Consider the following 16,065-nt stretch of genomic DNA (forward strand, 5'->3'; position numbering starts at 1 on the left):
AAGTTATTTCCCGCGTCGCCGTTCAATCTCGTCATCAATGTCGCGTCCGTGTCGCAGCAGAATCTTCCATACGTATGCCCGGATGAAACCGGTGCCGTATCCTGACAGCTGCACCATTGCAGCACCTACGCCCATCGTGCCGATCTTTAGGCTGCGGGTGGAGATTATGCCCCAGATCCAAAGGGCAAGGATATATATGATAAGTGGGAGTATCAGCCATTTGCAGAAGCAGGCTCCAATCAACATTGCCAATGCGCCCACTACGAAAAGCGCAGGCAGCCAATGCACGGCTTTCATGGAGCCGGGATACAGAAGCTGCAAAGTGATTCTCGACATGCCGAATACGTGCACCTGACGCCAGAATTTCTTGAAATTAACCCTGCGTTTGTGAAACACCGCCACGTCGGGATATAGTGTTATTGAGAATCCGGCAAGACGGATGCGTGTGCTCATGTCGATATCCTCGCTGAACATCTCACGGAATCCGCCTACTTTCTCCCACACCTTGCGTGAGAATCCCATGTTGAACGTGCGCGGAGTGAATTTCTCCATCGACATCTTACCGCCACGTATCCCTCCGGTGGTCAGGAATGATGTCATTGCGTAGTTTATGGCTTTCTGTGTGTCGGAGAAGGATTCGTGGGCTGCATCCGGACCGCCGAAGCAATCGGCAGGTTTCTCGGCAATAGCCTTCTTCAGCGATGCGATATAGTCAGGGGGCAGAATGCAGTCAGAGTCGACGAAGATGAAGAAATCTCCGTCGGCTCTGTCCATGCCGTAATTCCGGGCGATGCTTCGCCCTTCGTTGTCTTTGTAGAAATATTTTATGCGTATGCTTTTCTTGAAAGATTCGCATTGCTTCCCGCATCTTACTGTCGAGCCGTCTTCAACGATGACAATTTCAAAATCTTTGTCGGTCTGTTGGTCAAGACTTTTTAGCAGATCGTTAATCTCATCCGGTCGGTTGTAGACCGGTACGATGATTGAAAAGGATGGGGAAGCAGTGGCAGACATATATGTCGGTATTGAGTGTGACGATGCAGATTATGCCTTTACACGGCCAACGTATTCGCCTGTGCGGGTGTCAACCTCAATAAGCTCGCCCTCGTTGACGAAGAGAGGTACGCGTACAGTTGCGCCGGTCTCCACGGTAGCGGGTTTGAGAGTGTTGGTTGCAGTGTCGCCTTTGAGTCCCGGCTCAGTGTAAGTGATCTTGAGGACTGTCTTGATAGGCATCTCGGCATAGAGCACAGTGTCGGTAGAGGCATCGCTTACCACTTCCACCACATCGCCCTCTTTCATGAAGGCTGCACCGGTGACGAGTTCCTTATTGATGGGCACCTGGTCGAAAGTCTCGTTGTTCATGAAGATGTCGTCGCCACCCTCAGCATATAGATACTGGTAGGGACGACGCTCCACGCGCACGTCTTCAAGTTTCTCACCGATGTTGAAGCGGCGTTCGAGCACTCTGCCGTCGACCACATCCTTGAGCTTTGTGCGCATGAATGTGTTGCCCTTGCCCGGTTTCACGTGAAGGAATTCAACACAGAAATAGAGACGGCCATCCATGCGGATGCAGGTGCCGTTTTTGATGTCTTGAGCGTTCATCATATCCTTAAAAGTGTAGTTGTAATGTTCTTATTATTGGAGAGGAATCGGGAGACTCCCCCGTATTTTGTTGCAAAATTAATAAAAAAATGGGAAAAACGAAAGAGAAAATAGGGGTGTAGACAGTGATAAATGATTGATGAACATAAAAAAGTGGTGCGAAATTTGTGAAAATGAAAGATATTTCCTAATTTTGCACTCCGAAAATCAGTAGGGAAATCAGAAATTAAACAATCAATATACAATGAAAAGAACATTTCAGCCCTCCAACCGCAGAAGGGTAAACAAACATGGATTCCGTGAAAGAATGGCGACAAAAGATGGTCGCAAAGTGTTGTCTCGTCGTCGCGCAAAAGGTCGCGCTTCGTTAACAGTATCTGACCATATCGCCGGTAAGTAATTCCGGATGTAGAAGAGACTGATGAGGACGATTCCGTTAAAGGAGTCGTCCTCTCGTCGTTTTTTTGGGGTATCGATTTGCGGATGGACGATTATTATTTTGATACAAGCAATATTTGCTTATGGATGATTATTAAGATGGTGTGGGGTATGAAAAAAGCCCCCGGAGTGTGTACTCTGGGGGCAGGTTCCCGGTCTTGTCTGATCTGGTGATAAGCCCTTTGATAGGACTATGAATGGCCGGGTGTTGGTTTGCCGTTATCAGCCGTTGAATACTCCGGCAAGACTTTCCATAATACCTATGCTGAATAGCCAGTATAGAAGAATGGCAATCAAGATAAGTACTCCAAGCCATAGCCACAGGCTGTTGATTTTACGTGTGCTTTCACGTTTGCGGTTTCGTGCTTCTGCTCTCATAGAATTTTCTATAATATCGGCGTTGGCCGATTCGTTTGTGTGTTTTTCCTTGCTATCCATAACCTTTGATTTTTTAATGTTTTGTAAATAAAACAAAAGGAGGTGGGGAGAGGTTCACTAAAATGTTTAGAAATGTGAATCCATCCTATTTTTTAATCCGATACGGATTGGATAGGATGGATTCTGTGGGATGGATTGTAATGGTATATGTTCAGATCCGGTCAGAAAGGTATGTCGGCATCTCCCGGACCCGGCATGATGTCGGGCATTCCTCCGGATTGCAAGGGTGAGCCGAGGGAGAATGGGGAAGGTGGCATCGGCGAGTCGAGCTGGGCATTGTTCATTTTGGAGCCAAGTTTCAGGGGAGTTTCGGAAAGGGTCTCCTGAAGCACGTTGTAACCCTGTTCCCAATTCTCAAATTTGGCATACTTTGATACGAACCGTAGCTTTACGTCGCCGACGGCACCGGAACGGTGTTTTGCCACGATGAGCTGAGCAAGTCCGCGAATGTCGTTACCCTCAGCGTCTTCCGAACTTTTGGTGTAGTATTCCGGTCGATGGATAAAGCATACGATATCGGCATCCTGCTCTATGGCTCCCGATTCACGGAGATCGGAGAGGACAGGGCGTTTGTCCTCACGCGTCTCTGTGCTTCGGTTCAGCTGGGAGAGGGCGATGATGGGTATGTTGAGTTCCTTTGCGAGAGCCTTCAGCGATCGGGAGATGGTGCTGACCTCCTGTTCGCGGCTGCCGAGCTTGAGTCCGGTGGCATTCATCAGCTGAAGGTAGTCGATCATTATCATCCTTACCCCTTTCTCTCTTACGAGTCGGCGAGCTTTCGTGCGGAGTTCGGTTATCGACAATCCGGGGGTCTCGTCGAGATATAGGGGAGCACTGTATACTGTGCGTATTCTGGAGTTCAGTCGGTCCCATTCCTCATTTGTGAGCTGTCCGCTCTTGATTTTCTCACCCTCCAGGTCGGCAACGTTGCTTATAAGTCGTTTCACAAGTTGCACGTTTGCCATCTCAAGGGTGAAAATTGCTATGGGTATGTTGTAGTCTACCGCCATATTCTTTGCCATTGACAGCACGAAGGCGGTCTTACCCATGGCAGGACGTGCGGCGATGATAATAAGGTCGGAACTCTGCCATCCGGAGGTCATCCGGTCAAGATCAGTATAGCCTGTCTGGAGACCCGACAGACCGCTCTCATTGTTGGCGGCAGTCTGTATCTGTTCAAGCGCAAGATTTATCACCGGGTCAATCTGAGTCACTTCCCGCTTGAGCTGGGTCTGCGATATGTCGAACAGTTGCCCTTCGGCTTCCTGCAGGAGATCGTCGACGTCGTTGCTCTCGTCGAAAGCCTTTGTCTCGATTGTGGAGGCGTAGGCTATAAGGCGTCGTGCAAGATATTTCTGAGCGATTATTCGGGCGTGATATTCCACGTTGGCTGCGGAATATACGCGGGCGGTGAGTTCGGTGATGTGTATCGCGCCGCCTACTTCTTCGAGGGTGCCGTCCTGACGCAATTGTTCGGTGACGGTCATCATGTCGATGGGGCGTTGATTGAAACCCAAGGTCGTTATTGCCTGGAAAATCTTCTGGTTAACCGGGTCGTAGAAACTGTCGGGCACAAGAATGTCGCATACGTTCATGTAGGCATCTTTCTCAAGCATGCATGCGCCGAGCACCACCTCTTCAAGATCGGTGTCGCGAGGAGGTAGTTTCCCTGTTGCGTCAGTCAGTGGTGGGCGGAAGTCCGGTTTTTTTGCCATTGTCGTTTTGTATGAATGAAATGTATTGCGGAATATTGGATAGCTTCAGCAATGCGGGTTGTCTGTTTTGAGGTGAGGAAGGAGAGTGGTGATACGTCGGGAGAGACAAGACTGTCATCGGCATACGGAGAGGGTGAAAAGGATGTATACCGATACAAAGAAGAGGAGAAGAGAAGTGTATTTCAGCAGTGCGTTAAGTTCCTTTCCATGCATCTTGAGCATTTTCTGGAAGAATACGATATGGCATGACAGATAGACAATCCATCCTTCCGACGCCCAGAGGGGGTGTAGTTTGGATGTGGCGATAGCAATGCACATTGATGCAATTATACCGTTGAAGAGATATACGTATGCCATTGTCTTGCGTCCGAAGATCACGACTGTAGTGTGCTTGCCTACACCCTTGTCGTCATCATGGTCGCGATAATTGTTAACTATCAAGACGTTGGCTGCCATTAGTCCTACGGCTGTCGCTACGCAGATGGATACGTAGTCGGTAATGAATACACCGGTCTGCACATATTCTGTAAACAGGACCGGTACGAATCCGAAGAATATTATTACTGCAATGTCGCCAAGTCCGTGATGCGAGAGTGGGTATGGACCTGCGCTGTATGCCACTGCGAATATTGCTATTGCTATGCCGACGGGCACGAGCCACCATCCTCCCCAGATTATGAGGGTACATCCGAGCAACGCGTCGATTGCGAGAAGCGAATATGTGGCTCTCTTCATGGCGGCGGGAGATATGTCGCCCTCCGTCACTCCGCGCCGGAATCCCTCGCGCCCCTTTTTATCGAATCCGTTCTTGAAATCATAGTATTCATTTGCGAAATTAGAGGCGATCTGTGCTATGATTGCAAAAAAAAGGCATATTAGCATGGGGATTGCAGAGAATCCGTTGTGGTGTGCCGCACAAGCTGTGCCGGCAAGCACGCCTGCCACACTTACCGGGAGGGTACGCAGCCTCATTGCTTCAATCCATGGAGTCATTGTAGTGTTGTTTATAGACATCTTATCCCGTAGACGGACGTGATGTCTGTCTACGGGATGAGGTTATACATTTGGTATTGCCTATATATATACGAAAAAAAGTATTCCCTATTGTGTAGGGCGACTTATTCCTGAGATTCGATTGTGGAAATTAATTTATCCGCGAGCTCAAAAAGGCGATCCTTGTCTATGAGGTGGTCGATATATTTTTTTGGTATGGATGAGTAGCCATATTTCAGACCCATCAATGCTACTGCCAAAGATGCGTTGGTGTCGGCATCGCCCCCCTCTGCTACTATGGTGAGTAATGCCTCTTCGATGCTGTCGCAATGCCATACGCACCATAATGCAGCCCCCATTGCTTTCCTTACATCCCAGTATTTATCCGGATCATCGAGCCTGAATTCGTCTATGTTGCCGAAGAATGCCTGCTCCACGTATTTTGCCACGTTTTCATTCATTTCGTTGGCAACTCCCAGAATTGTCTCGTAAGAAGCCGGTTTGTTAAAGCTGAAAAGGGAGTGGGTCATTGATGCTATGACACGGCTTGCCATGGTGGATCGTCCCTGCGGATGGGAAAGACGACAGAGATTTACAGCGGTGGAAAGCGGGTCGGAGGAGAGGAATGCAAACAATGTCTTGCCGAGACATTCGCTTGAATTCTCGGTTAGTCCGATTTTCTGCCATGATTTTGAGACGGATTCGAAAGGATCGGAGGCGTAATCCTCTCTTGAAAGAAGAATACGCTGGTGGCGTGTTAGGTCTACCGGATTACTTAAATACCATTCCCTAAGTCGGCAGGCAATGTCTTTATAATCAAATTTCCCGAGAGCCACGTAGCTTTCGAGAACTTTGATAACGATTTCCGTGTCATTGGTCCAGCTTCCTCTTTTCCATTGGGCGCGGTGGGCATCTCGGATGATCTGTTGGTAATCCTGCAATCCGTTGGGATATCGTCGGGATACTTCCTTTTGGGTCATGAACTCAGTGCCAAGACCGAGAGAATCTCCTATTGCGTATCCGAATAGGGCACCTAAGATTTTTTCTTTTAAAGATATGTCCATAAGTTTAATCGATATGATGTTTAAGTGTAGTTAAATTCCTACATATCGGCATTTGCCGATTGTAGAAGGGAAATGAAAAAGTAAATGAATAAATTCCAGCTCTATCCGAGGAAGAGATGAAAAATAATGCAGGTTGAATATTGCAAAATTAATAAAAATTTTGAAAAAATTATGTCTTCGGAGATTTTTTTGTGATGAAATTTATGGTATCCTGTCTAAATGGGTTGGGTTTGACTGTCAGCGACCGTAACACATAGATGTCAATTCTTTCTTTTTCTTTTTTTGCGGAAGAAGGTGGTCATCAATGCTGCGGCTTCCTCGGCGAGGATGCCTGTAGTCACTATGGTGGAGGGATGGAGAGGGGTGATGGAGTCGTGGCATAGGCGGGAGAATCCGCGTTTTGGGTCGGAGGCTCCATATACTATTCGTCCGATCTGGCTCCAGCCAAGTGCTCCGGCACACATGGGGCATGGCTCCACGGTGACGTAGAGCGTGCAGTCGGTAAGGTATTTGCCTCCGAGGGCATCGGCGGCAGCGGTGATTGCCATCATTTCGGCGTGTGCAGTGACGTCGGTGAGTGTCTCCGTGAGGTTGTGGCAACGGGCTATGATACGGTTGCCCGACACGATGACCGCCCCAACGGGGACTTCATCATGTCGGGCTGCTTCTCTTGCCTCTTCAATAGCGATGCGCATGTAATGCTCATCTGCCTGCAGAGGGGTGCTTGAATGGTCAAAGGGTAGCATGGGTGGATCGGATTTTGTCTGCAACTTTCTCCATCAGCCAAAGAGGGGTGGATGTGGCTCCGCAGATGCCAACGGTCTCTGCCCCGGAGGTCCATGACGGATCAAGCTCTGATTCATCTGAAATGAGATAGGTGTGGGGATTCACCTCCTTGCATTTCGCGTAGAGCACCTTGCCATTGGAGCTTTTTGCACCACTGACGAATATGACCACCTCATGGTTGCGTGCAAATTCCCTCATCTTCTCCATGCGGTTGGCTACCTGACGGCAGATCGTGTCGAAATATTCGAACTTGCCGTGCGTCTTGCGGCGTTTGATCTCCTCCACCACCTGACGGAATCCTTCAAGTGATTTCGTGGTCTGGGAATAGAGCATTATGTCGCGGTCAAGGTCAAGTTTGTCAATCTCTTCCACGTTTTGTATTACTACAGCTTCGCCGTTGGTCTGTCCGACAAGCCCGTTGACTTCTGCATGTCCATTTTTGCCGTAAATGACAATCAGTGGTTTAGCACCTCCATTCAGTTCTGCCTCCACACCTTCGTGATATGCCTTCTTTATGCGTCGTTGGAGCTGAAGCACCACAGGACATGTGGCATCGATTATGTCGATGTTGTTTGACGTGGCTGTAAGATAGGTCTGTGGAGGTTCTCCATGCGCCCGGAGCAGCACCTTCACGTTGTTTAGCCGACTCAGTTCCTGATGGGTGATAGTGACGAGTCCTTTCTCACATAGACGTTCCACCTCACCGGCATTATGCACGATGTCGCCCAGACAATATAATTGTCCGCTGTTGTCAAGTTCCTCCTCGGCTTTCTTTATGGCTGTCACCACTCCGAAGCAGAATCCGGAGTTGCTGTCAATCTCTACAATCATGCTTGCTGTAGTTTTTTAATGAAGTTCAGACAACTTCAATCTCACTTTTTGTTTAAACTCGCTACCTTGCTGTTGAACTTATCGAGGAGCCATTCCATCTGTTCATCGCGGGTCATGTTGCCGTTGTCAAGCTCTATCGCATCAGATGCTTTTTTAAGAGGGGATACGGCACGGGTAGTGTCGATGTGGTCGCGTTCCACCACATTCTTATATACCTCGTCGAAGCTGACTTTTTCACCTTTCTCCGTCATCTCCTTCAGGCGGCGGCGGGCACGTTCCTCAGCACTTGCACATACAAATATCTTCAGTTCCGCATTGGGGAATACGGTGGTGCCGATGTCGCGTCCGTCCATCACAATCCCTTTATCTTTGCCGAATGACTGCTGCATGGCGGTGAGACGGCTGCGCACCTCCGGAATGGCGGCTACGGGGCTGACGAGGTTGCTCACCTCCATATCGTGTATTTCATTCTCCACATCCTCCCCGTTGAGGAGCGTGTGCTGAACCCCGTCTTCTCCGGGAGCTTCAAAAGATATTCTGATTTCGGGAAGGGCAGCAATCAGCCTCTCCTTATTTATAGTATGGTCAGGGTTGACCATGACGTTGCGGATAGCATATAGGGTCACTGCCCGGTACATTGCTCCGGAATCTACATAGACGTATCCGATGCGGGCTGCTAAGGCGCGGGCCATGGTGCTTTTCCCTGATGAGGAATAGCCGTCGATGGCTACTATTATTTTATTTGTGTGAGCACTCTGTTCCATATACGTTGCTTATTACATTAGTAATTGTTTAGACGGGCGAGATATTTGCCGATTATGTCAAACTCGATATTCACACGGGTGCCTTTCTCAATACGATGGAAGTTGGTGTTGTCGTGAGTATAGGGGATAATGGCCACTCGGAATGAATCTTTCTCGGAGTCGCACACAGTCAGGCTTACGCCGTTCACTGTCACAGATCCTTTTTCTACCGTGACGTATCCTTTTTTTGCCAGCTCACGATCAACGTCATATTTGAAGGAGTAATACCAGCTGCCGTCGGCGGTTTCCACACCTTGGCATATCGCGGTGGTGTCGACGTGCCCTTGCACGATGTGTCCGTCAAGACGTCCGTCTATTTTCATTGAGCGTTCCACATTTACAAGGTCTCCCACCTTCAGGTCGCCGAGATTTGACCGGTCGAGAGTTTCCTTGATGGCAGTGACTGTATATGTGCCGTCGCCCGGGAGCGACACGACGGTGAGACATACGCCGTTGTGAGCGATGCTTTGGTCAATGCGGAGTTCATCGGCAAACGGACAACGGAGTGTGAGATGTATGTTGCCTTCGTCCTGACGTATGGATACTACCTCGATAGCTGCTTCTACAATTCCTGAAAACATGGTTTAATGCTTTGATGATTAATATTAAGAGAGTGTGGCGGATTCGGTTGCCGGAGAATCTTGTGGAGACTGCCCGGCAGAAATCCGACAGGAGGATTTAAGCCTTCCTTCCATTACTCACAACGCAAAATTACTCATATTTTTTGTAGCTGGCAAAAATAATTGCATTGGCATGGTGTGGAAACCGTTAAAAATGATTATATTTGAGGTCGGAAATAATAACGGGGGCAATCTCCCTAAAAAACGCATTTATGAATAAGCTCGTACTTCCCCGTATTTCAGGGACTCGGGAAATGCCCGTGATGCCCGAAGCAAGCCAGCTGACAGTCATCGGTGGCAGTGGTGTCGGTAAGACAAAATTCATAGAGGAGCTGATACGCCTCAACAGCGATCGGGCATATTGCATCTCGGTGCTCAGTGCCCCATTCCCGGAGCGTGAGGAGTCTACCCGTCCTGGAAGCATTGACGTGCTGTATCGGGAAGCTGCCGAACGGCGGTCGTATATGCGTAGGGATGCCGTCAGCGAGCTTGATAAGTTGTCGTATCTGATTTTTACGGATGAGTTTGAGTATCTCTTGTCGCTTAAGCAGAATAGCAGGAAAGGTGTGCCGGTCAAATTGGCGCCGACGCGTCTTGATAGGCTTGTGATGCTTTGGGAGAGAGTGTTTCCATCAAATAGGATAATACGCACGGAAGGCACCCTGATGTTTTCCACAGCTTCCGGTTCAGATCTGATCTCATTAGGGAAGCTGAGTAAGGGTGAACAGACCGTACTGTATTATGCTGCGGCTGTGCTCTATGCAATGCCGGGAGCCGTGATTTTTGTAGATTCACCATCTCTGTTCATTCATCCATCGTTGCTCGGCAATCTATGGAATGCCATAGAGGAGCTGCGTCCGGACTGCACGTTTGTATATGATTCGGTGGATGTGGGTTTCGTTAATTCCCGCACGAGCAATGTCTCCATCTGGGTGAAGAGCTATGACGTTGAGATGCGATCCTGGGATTATGAGGTGATTCTACCCGGCGATCTCAATGAGGATATGTTTGTCGATCTTGTCGGCACGCGTAAACCGGTGCTCTTCATAGAGGGGGACGCACGTCATAGCATCGATTCGAAATTATATCCTCTGGTATTTGCCGATTGGACGGTGAAACCGCTTGGCTCGTGCGACAAGGTGATTGAGACAACCCGCACGTTTAACGACCTCAAGAATATGCACCATCTTAAAAGCAAGGGTATCGTTGATCGTGACCGTCGCACGGATAATGAAGTGGATTATCTGAGGCGTAAGTCGGTGATGGTGCCGGAAGTGGCGGAGGTTGAGAACCTTTTTCTGCTTGAGGGGGTTGTGAAGGCAATGGCGCGTAGACGGGGACGTAATCCGGAGAAGGTGTTCGGACGTGTTTCGGCAGCTGTAATGGATGAGTTCCGGCGAAGGTTTGACGAGCAGGCGCTTCAGCACGTGCGTCATCGCGTGAAGAGGGAGGTGGAATGTCGGATAGATGCACGGTTCCCTTGTATCACGGCGATGGAGCTGCATATAGGCAATATGGTGAGTATGCTACGTCCGCGTGAGAAATATAATGAGGTGAGGGCATCTTTCCAGAAGCTGATAGATGAGCGTGATTACAATGGCATATTGAAGGTGTTCAACCATAAGCCTATCCTTGGCGACTGCGGCGTGGCTCACATGCTTGGGTATAAGACCAAGGATGAATACGTGGCAGGCGTGATTGGGGCGTTGAAGGAGGATGGCGTGATTGCCGAGGCTATACGGGAGTCTATCAGGTATTGTTTCCGTGTGGATGAGCCGGTGCCGGAGAAGAAAAGGCATGTGCAGGATCATAAGCCTGAGCCTCCCCGTCAGAATAAGAATCATGCGAAGCCCACTTCAGCGCGTAATCCAAAGTCGCATAATAACAAAAAACGCCGTAAGAACGTTAATTAGATAGTGAGGAGTATATTCTCCTCATGTATAGTTGACGTGATTATGTGCCCGGATGTTTCAAGTGGTTAATTATCCGCTTGATACGTTGGTGGCGTGAGAGTTTTTATAAGATTCCCAAATGAACCGTAACCGCTTTGAAACATCATATCGAATTTGAAAACCAAAATTTAGAGAATATTACATGAAAAAAAAATTAGCAATTTTGCGCAATGACCCATGGCTTGAGCCGTTTGCTCCGGCTATTGAAGGACGCCATGAGGACGTGGAAAGAAAACTTGAGGAACTGAAAGGAGCAGACGGTTCCTTGTCAGACTTTGCCAACGCTTATAAATATTTCGGTCTTCATCATCTGCCGGAAGGCGGATGGGTTTTCCGCGAATATGCTCCGAATGCTACCGGAATATGGCTCATGGGCACATTCTCCGACTGGAAGACAAAAGAGGAGTATTCCCTTTCCCGATTGGAGAATGGCGTGTGGGAAGTGTCGCTCCCGGAAGATGCCTTGCACAACGGCGATCTGTATAAGATGCTTGTGACTTGGGACGGCGGTCAGGGCGAACGTATTCCGGCTTATGCCACACGTGTGGTGCAGGATCCTGACACTAAGATATTCTCTGCTGAGGTTTATGACCCGGAGAATCCGTATAAATTCAAGGTTAAGAAATTTGTCCCTGATGTCAAGCCACTCCTTATATATGAATGTCATATTGGAATGGCTCAGGATAGTGAGAGCGTGGGTTCTTATAATGAGTTTCGAGAGAAGACTCTGCCGCGTATAGCTGCCGATGGATATAATGCCATACAGATAATGGCTATTCAGGAGCATCCGTACTATGGCTCTTTCGGGTATCATGTCAGCAGCTTCTATGCATGTAGCTCGCGTTTCGGGACTCCCGATGATCTGAAGCGTCTTATTGATGAGGCACATAAGCTTGGTATTGCGGTGATCATGGATATCGTGCATTCTCATGCCGTGAAGAATGAGGTGGAGGGTCTCGGTCGTCTTGACGGGTCATACGACCTCTATTTCTATGGCGATGGAAGACGTGAGCACCCGGCTTGGGATTCTTTGCTTTTTGACTATGGCAAGAACACGGTGTTACATTTCCTCCTCTCCAACTGTAAGTATTGGCTTGAGGAGTTTAAGTTTGACGGATTCCGTTTCGATGGAGTGACCTCCATGCTATATTATGACCACGGTCTTGGGAAGGCATTCGGTTCGTATGCCGACTATTATGATGGCAATGAGGACACTAATGCCATAACTTATCTTACCCTTGCCAATATGCTTATCCATGAGGTGAATCCTAACGCTATAACCATCGCTGAAGAGATGAGCGGTATGCCCGGTCTGGCTGCGAAATATGCTGATGGTGGCATTGGTTTCGACTACCGTATGGCTATGGGTATACCTGATTATTGGATTAAGATGATCAAGGAGAAGAAGGATGAGGATTGGCATCCCACTTCTATATTCTGGGAGCTGACAAACCGACGTGCCGATGAGAAGACTATCTCTTATTGCGAAAGCCATGACCAGGCTCTTGTGGGCGATAAGACTATAATCTTCCGACTTATAGATAAGGAGATGTATTGGCACATGATGGTTGACGACAATAACTTTACTGTGGAACGAGGCATGGCTCTCCATAAGATGATTCGTCTGGTGACGTTGGCAACCATCAATGGCGGCTATCTCAATTTTATGGGTAATGAGTTCGGTCATCCGGAATGGATTGATTTCCCGCGCGAAGGTAACGGTTGGAGCTATAAGTATGCGCGTCGTCAGTGGGATTTGGTGGATCGTGAGGATCTGAAGTATAAGTTCCTGAATGCTTTCGACAATGCAATGGTGGAAGTGGTATCAGGTATGTATGATTTCCAATCTCTTCCTGTAGATAAGCTGTGGGAAAAAGATGATGATCAGGTTCTTGCGTTCAGAAGAGGTGACCTGATATTTGTATTCAACTGGAATCCGATTGATAGTTTCACTGACTATGGCTTCCTTGCGCCTGCCGGCGAATATGAGGTAGTGCTTGATAGTGACTCTTCATCATTTGGAGGTCATGACCTGTTGGATAGAAGCGTACATCATTTTACTATGCCGGATCCTCTTTATTCACCTTCAGGAAAGGGCTGGCTTAAGCTTTATCTCCCTGCAAGGACTGCTCAGGTGCTCCGTATGGTTAAACCTGCCCCTAAAAAGCGTGTCAAAAAGGAAGAGGATAAGTCTGAGAAACCAGTGAAGGCAAAGGCTGCAAAGGCTACCAAGGAGGAGAAACCCGCCAAGGCGAAGGCTACAAAGGCAGCTAAGGAGGAGAAACCTGTCAAAGCAAAGGCTACAAAGGCAGCTAAGGAGGAGAAACCTGCCAAGGCAAAGGTTGCAAAGGCAGCTAAGGAGGAGAAACCAGCCAAGGCAAAGGTTGCAAAGGCAGCTAAGGAGGAGAAACCTGCCAAGGCTAAGGTTGCTAAGTCAGCTAAGGAGGAGAAACCCGCCAAAGCAAAGGTTGCAAAGGCAGCTAAGGAGGAGAAACCTGCCAAAGCAAAGGCTGCAAAGGCAACCAAGGAGGAGAAACCCGCCAAGGCAAAGGCTGCAAAGGCAACCAAGGAGGAGAAACCTGCTAAGGCTAAACCTGGAAGAAAGAAGGTTAAGGCTGATCCTTCAAATGATTAAACTGTAATAAAATGAATAGACTTAAAGTAATGTGTATGACGGTGGCACTCTTATTGGGTGCCACTGCTTATGCTCAGTCTTCATCAAAGACTGTATCGTCGAAGAAAAGTTCGATAACTTCCACAATCGGTAATATGTTGGAAGGTATTTTTACGAAAACAAATCTTGAAATAGCAGATCTTGTTGGAGAGTATGAATCGGCAGGACCGGCTGTTTCTTTCAAAAGCGACAATTTCTTGCAGAAGGCGGGTGGTATTGCCGGGGCTGCTGCACTTGAAACAAAACTTCAGCCGTATTATGAGCAATACGGATTGATCGGGATGCCGTTTACTGTTGATAAGGATGGAAATTTCGTTCTTACGGTAAAGGGTCTGAAGGTAAAAGGTATTTTGGAGAAGAACGACAACGATGGTACGTTTATCTTCAATATTATGCTTGGCACGATACGTGTGGGCAAGTTTCTTGCATACGTGGAGAAATCTGGAAGGAATATCAACCTTATGTTTGATGCCACGAAACTTAAGGAATTGATTTCTACTATCGGAAGCGTCACCGGGATACAGATGGCTAAGACTATGGCTACTCTTCTTGATAGCTATGATGGCGCATGTATCGGTTTCAAGATGAATAATACAGGTAGTGGGAATGCTGCTGCGGGTGGTTCTGTCGGGACGGATACTGATTCCACTAATTCCACACAAGGTCTTGATGGCATAGGCACTCTCCTTGACCGTCTGAAGAGAAGGTAGGGACAGCATTATATTATGAGTGGTAATTTTTGGAAAAAGAGAGCTAAGGCGTTTGTGTATGCGTGGCATGGATTGAAATCTCTGATAAAGGAGGAGCATAACGCCCGTATACATGTTGTGGCGGCTATTGTTGCAATTGTGGTAGGTTGCTGTGTGGACTTGTCTCCGATGGAGTGGTGCGTTATACTTATATGTATAGGTATGGTGGTGTCGGCTGAGGCAATGAATAGTGCTGTCGAGGCTCTTGCAGATAGAATCACCAGGGATTTTGACCCTATTATTGGCAAGGCTAAGGATTATGGCGCAGCGGCTGTGACCATTCTTGCTGTAGTGGCGGTAGCCGTAGGTCTGATTATATTTATTCCGAAAATCATAAATCTCTTTATTTGTTGATGGAGTCTGAGTGTTGACGCGTATATACATATATAGTGGATTGGATAACTTCGATTTCGGGAAATACGATGAGATTGATTAAGGAAATAATTGCGAGTGTGGCGTTGTTGGTATTCTCCTCATTACCGGTAATGGGGGAGGAGAGTTTCAGAAGAACGTCGTCACAGAAAGGTGTGGGAGTCTCTACGGATGTAGTCGTTGTGGCGATGCCTGTGGCGGCACTTACCGGAATCCTCGTGGAAAAGGATTGGAAAGGTCTTAAGCAAGGGGCTCTGACAGCAGTCACCTCTGTAGGAGCTTCCCTTATATTAAAGTATGCGATAAAGGAGGAGCGTCCCGACTTTAGCAATAACCATTCATTCCCAAGTGGACACACATCCACAGCATTTGCCACGGCAGCTTTCCTTCAACGTAGATACGGATGGAAATTTGGTGTGCCGGCATTCGCATTGGCTACCTATGTGGGATGGGGTAGGGTATATGCCAAGAAGCATCATTGGTGGGATGTGGTGGCAGGAGCTGCAATAGGAGCAGGAGCTGCGTTCATATATACTACTCCACTGGCTCGGGATCATGACATCTCAATCTCTCCATGCGTATCATCGGATGCTGTATCTGTGACAGCTTGCATATCTTTCTGAATTTTTAGACTTAATCTCATAAAAATGGGGCGCATTCCAAAAATGCGCCCCATTTTTTAATAGTCGAGCCAAAACGGCGATTAGAGAATTTGATATTTTAACACTATTGAAGAGGTTTTAGTTCAAATTATTTGCAAAATAAACAGGTGTTAGGGAGTATTTTTGATGAAAAAACAGCTTTCTGTGCCTTCCCCATTGATAAAACGGTTTTATTATAACGTCAGAATCCCGAGTAAAGTTTTATTGTTAACATTCCTAAATAGAATTTAACATATATTGATTTAATTTAATATCAATATTTTATGAATAAAATTTTAGAATAATATGTCTTTTAAGATGGAATTATTTGCAAAACGCCGGAAAGGGTTGTAATTTTGCATCCGCAATCGGGAACGGAGC

General features: G+C 47.7%; 15 protein-coding genes and 1 pseudogene. 6 read left to right on the top strand and 10 right to left on the bottom strand.

Features of this window, described 5'->3' with window-relative positions; all coding sequences use genetic code 11:
* Positions 1–3: 3 nt before the first annotated feature.
* Both E5331_RS18620 and efp read right to left on the bottom strand, forming a co-directional pair.
* A complete protein-coding gene (locus tag E5331_RS18620; RefSeq protein WP_123483510.1) occupies positions 4–1,014 on the bottom strand; it encodes a glycosyltransferase in 1,011 nt (336 codons plus the stop codon).
* A 30-nt stretch (positions 1,015–1,044) separates the two neighbouring features.
* Positions 1,045–1,611, bottom strand: coding sequence for an elongation factor P (gene efp / locus E5331_RS18625; protein WP_123483509.1), 567 nt, complete (start codon positions 1,609–1,611; stop codon positions 1,045–1,047).
* Positions 1,612–1,852: 241 nt separating this feature from the next.
* Between efp and rpmH the strand changes: the two genes are divergently transcribed.
* The gene (rpmH, locus tag E5331_RS18630; protein WP_123483508.1) at positions 1,853–2,008 is read left to right on the top strand and encodes a 50S ribosomal protein L34; all 156 of its coding nucleotides are present in this window, start codon (positions 1,853–1,855) and stop codon (positions 2,006–2,008) included.
* A 260-nt stretch (positions 2,009–2,268) separates the two neighbouring features.
* Here the strand turns inward: rpmH and E5331_RS20495 are convergent, their stop codons facing one another.
* The 8 genes from E5331_RS20495 to E5331_RS18665 form a co-directional block, all read right to left on the bottom strand.
* A complete protein-coding gene (locus tag E5331_RS20495; RefSeq protein ID WP_168355304.1) occupies positions 2,269–2,424 on the bottom strand; it encodes a hypothetical protein in 156 nt (51 codons plus the stop codon).
* 221 nt (positions 2,425–2,645) lie between these two features.
* The gene (gene dnaB, locus E5331_RS18635; RefSeq protein WP_123483506.1) at positions 2,646–4,199 is read right to left on the bottom strand and encodes a replicative DNA helicase; all 1,554 of its coding nucleotides are present in this window, start codon (positions 4,197–4,199) and stop codon (positions 2,646–2,648) included.
* A gap of 114 nt (positions 4,200–4,313) precedes the next feature.
* On the bottom strand, positions 4,314–5,192 hold the full coding sequence (gene menA, locus E5331_RS18640; RefSeq protein ID WP_168355305.1) for a 1,4-dihydroxy-2-naphthoate octaprenyltransferase: 879 nt from the start codon (positions 5,190–5,192) through the stop codon (positions 4,314–4,316).
* 125 nt (positions 5,193–5,317) lie between these two features.
* Complete coding sequence (locus E5331_RS18645) at positions 5,318–6,256, bottom strand: ADP-ribosylglycohydrolase family protein (protein ID WP_123483504.1); 939 nt, start codon at positions 6,254–6,256, stop codon at positions 5,318–5,320.
* Between the two features lie 260 nt (positions 6,257–6,516).
* Positions 6,517–7,002, bottom strand: a complete 486-nt coding sequence (locus tag E5331_RS18650) for a nucleoside deaminase (RefSeq protein ID WP_123483503.1) — start codon at positions 7,000–7,002, stop codon at positions 6,517–6,519.
* Entirely contained in the window at positions 6,989–7,873 is an 885-nt protein-coding gene (locus E5331_RS18655; protein ID WP_123483502.1) for a 4-hydroxy-3-methylbut-2-enyl diphosphate reductase, read from the bottom strand. Before E5331_RS18655 ends, E5331_RS18650 begins: the two co-directional genes overlap by 14 nt.
* Before the next feature lie 41 nt (positions 7,874–7,914).
* On the bottom strand, positions 7,915–8,637 hold the full coding sequence (gene cmk / locus E5331_RS18660; RefSeq protein ID WP_123483501.1) for a (d)CMP kinase: 723 nt from the start codon (positions 8,635–8,637) through the stop codon (positions 7,915–7,917).
* Positions 8,638–8,654: 17 nt separating this feature from the next.
* The gene (locus tag E5331_RS18665; RefSeq protein WP_123483500.1) at positions 8,655–9,257 is read right to left on the bottom strand and encodes a riboflavin synthase; all 603 of its coding nucleotides are present in this window, start codon (positions 9,255–9,257) and stop codon (positions 8,655–8,657) included.
* Positions 9,258–9,508: 251 nt separating this feature from the next.
* On the opposite strand from E5331_RS18665, the gene E5331_RS18670 reads away from it, so the two are divergent.
* From E5331_RS18670 to E5331_RS18690, 5 genes and pseudogenes are all read left to right on the top strand, one after another.
* Positions 9,509–11,209: a DUF4435 domain-containing protein gene (locus tag E5331_RS18670; protein ID WP_123483499.1), complete on the top strand. Its 1,701-nt coding sequence runs from the start codon at positions 9,509–9,511 to the stop codon at positions 11,207–11,209.
* Positions 11,210–11,390: 181 nt separating this feature from the next.
* Positions 11,391–13,400 (top strand): annotated as a pseudogene (locus E5331_RS18675) (alpha-amylase family glycosyl hydrolase); the annotation flags it as partial.
* A gap of 494 nt (positions 13,401–13,894) precedes the next feature.
* A complete protein-coding gene (locus E5331_RS18680; protein WP_123483497.1) occupies positions 13,895–14,632 on the top strand; it encodes a lipocalin-like domain-containing protein in 738 nt (245 codons plus the stop codon).
* A gap of 15 nt (positions 14,633–14,647) precedes the next feature.
* Positions 14,648–15,025 carry a diacylglycerol kinase gene (locus tag E5331_RS18685; protein WP_123483496.1) on the top strand — a complete coding sequence of 126 codons (378 nt, stop codon included), beginning with the start codon at positions 14,648–14,650 and terminating at the stop codon, positions 15,023–15,025.
* A gap of 77 nt (positions 15,026–15,102) precedes the next feature.
* Positions 15,103–15,666, top strand: a complete 564-nt coding sequence (locus tag E5331_RS18690) for a phosphatase PAP2 family protein (RefSeq protein ID WP_275441302.1) — start codon at positions 15,103–15,105, stop codon at positions 15,664–15,666.
* Positions 15,667–16,065: the final 399 nt, after the last annotated feature.

This window comes from Lepagella muris (genome assembly GCF_004793975.1).
Taxonomy (GTDB): Bacteria; Bacteroidota; Bacteroidia; order Bacteroidales; family Muribaculaceae; genus Lepagella; species Lepagella muris.

Excerpts from the sequence above, each read along its gene's own strand:
- E5331_RS18620 (WP_123483510.1), bottom strand. The coding sequence starts at position 1,014 with ATGTCTGCCACTGCTTCCCCATCCTTTTCAATCATCGTACCGGTCTAC.
- efp (WP_123483509.1), bottom strand. The coding sequence starts at position 1,611 with ATGATGAACGCTCAAGACATCAAAAACGGCACCTGCATCCGCATGGAT.
- rpmH (WP_123483508.1), top strand. The coding sequence starts at position 1,853 with ATGAAAAGAACATTTCAGCCCTCCAACCGCAGAAGGGTAAACAAACAT.
- E5331_RS20495 (WP_168355304.1), bottom strand. The coding sequence starts at position 2,424 with ATGAGAGCAGAAGCACGAAACCGCAAACGTGAAAGCACACGTAAAATC.
- dnaB (WP_123483506.1), bottom strand. The coding sequence starts at position 4,199 with ATGGCAAAAAAACCGGACTTCCGCCCACCACTGACTGACGCAACAGGG.
- menA (WP_168355305.1), bottom strand. The coding sequence starts at position 5,192 with ATGACTCCATGGATTGAAGCAATGAGGCTGCGTACCCTCCCGGTAAGT.
- E5331_RS18645 (WP_123483504.1), bottom strand. The coding sequence starts at position 6,256 with ATGGACATATCTTTAAAAGAAAAAATCTTAGGTGCCCTATTCGGATAC.
- E5331_RS18650 (WP_123483503.1), bottom strand. The coding sequence starts at position 7,002 with ATGCTACCCTTTGACCATTCAAGCACCCCTCTGCAGGCAGATGAGCAT.
- E5331_RS18655 (WP_123483502.1), bottom strand. The coding sequence starts at position 7,873 with ATGATTGTAGAGATTGACAGCAACTCCGGATTCTGCTTCGGAGTGGTG.
- cmk (WP_123483501.1), bottom strand. The coding sequence starts at position 8,637 with ATGGAACAGAGTGCTCACACAAATAAAATAATAGTAGCCATCGACGGC.
- E5331_RS18665 (WP_123483500.1), bottom strand. The coding sequence starts at position 9,257 with ATGTTTTCAGGAATTGTAGAAGCAGCTATCGAGGTAGTATCCATACGT.
- E5331_RS18670 (WP_123483499.1), top strand. The coding sequence starts at position 9,509 with ATGAATAAGCTCGTACTTCCCCGTATTTCAGGGACTCGGGAAATGCCC.
- E5331_RS18680 (WP_123483497.1), top strand. The coding sequence starts at position 13,895 with ATGAATAGACTTAAAGTAATGTGTATGACGGTGGCACTCTTATTGGGT.
- E5331_RS18685 (WP_123483496.1), top strand. The coding sequence starts at position 14,648 with ATGAGTGGTAATTTTTGGAAAAAGAGAGCTAAGGCGTTTGTGTATGCG.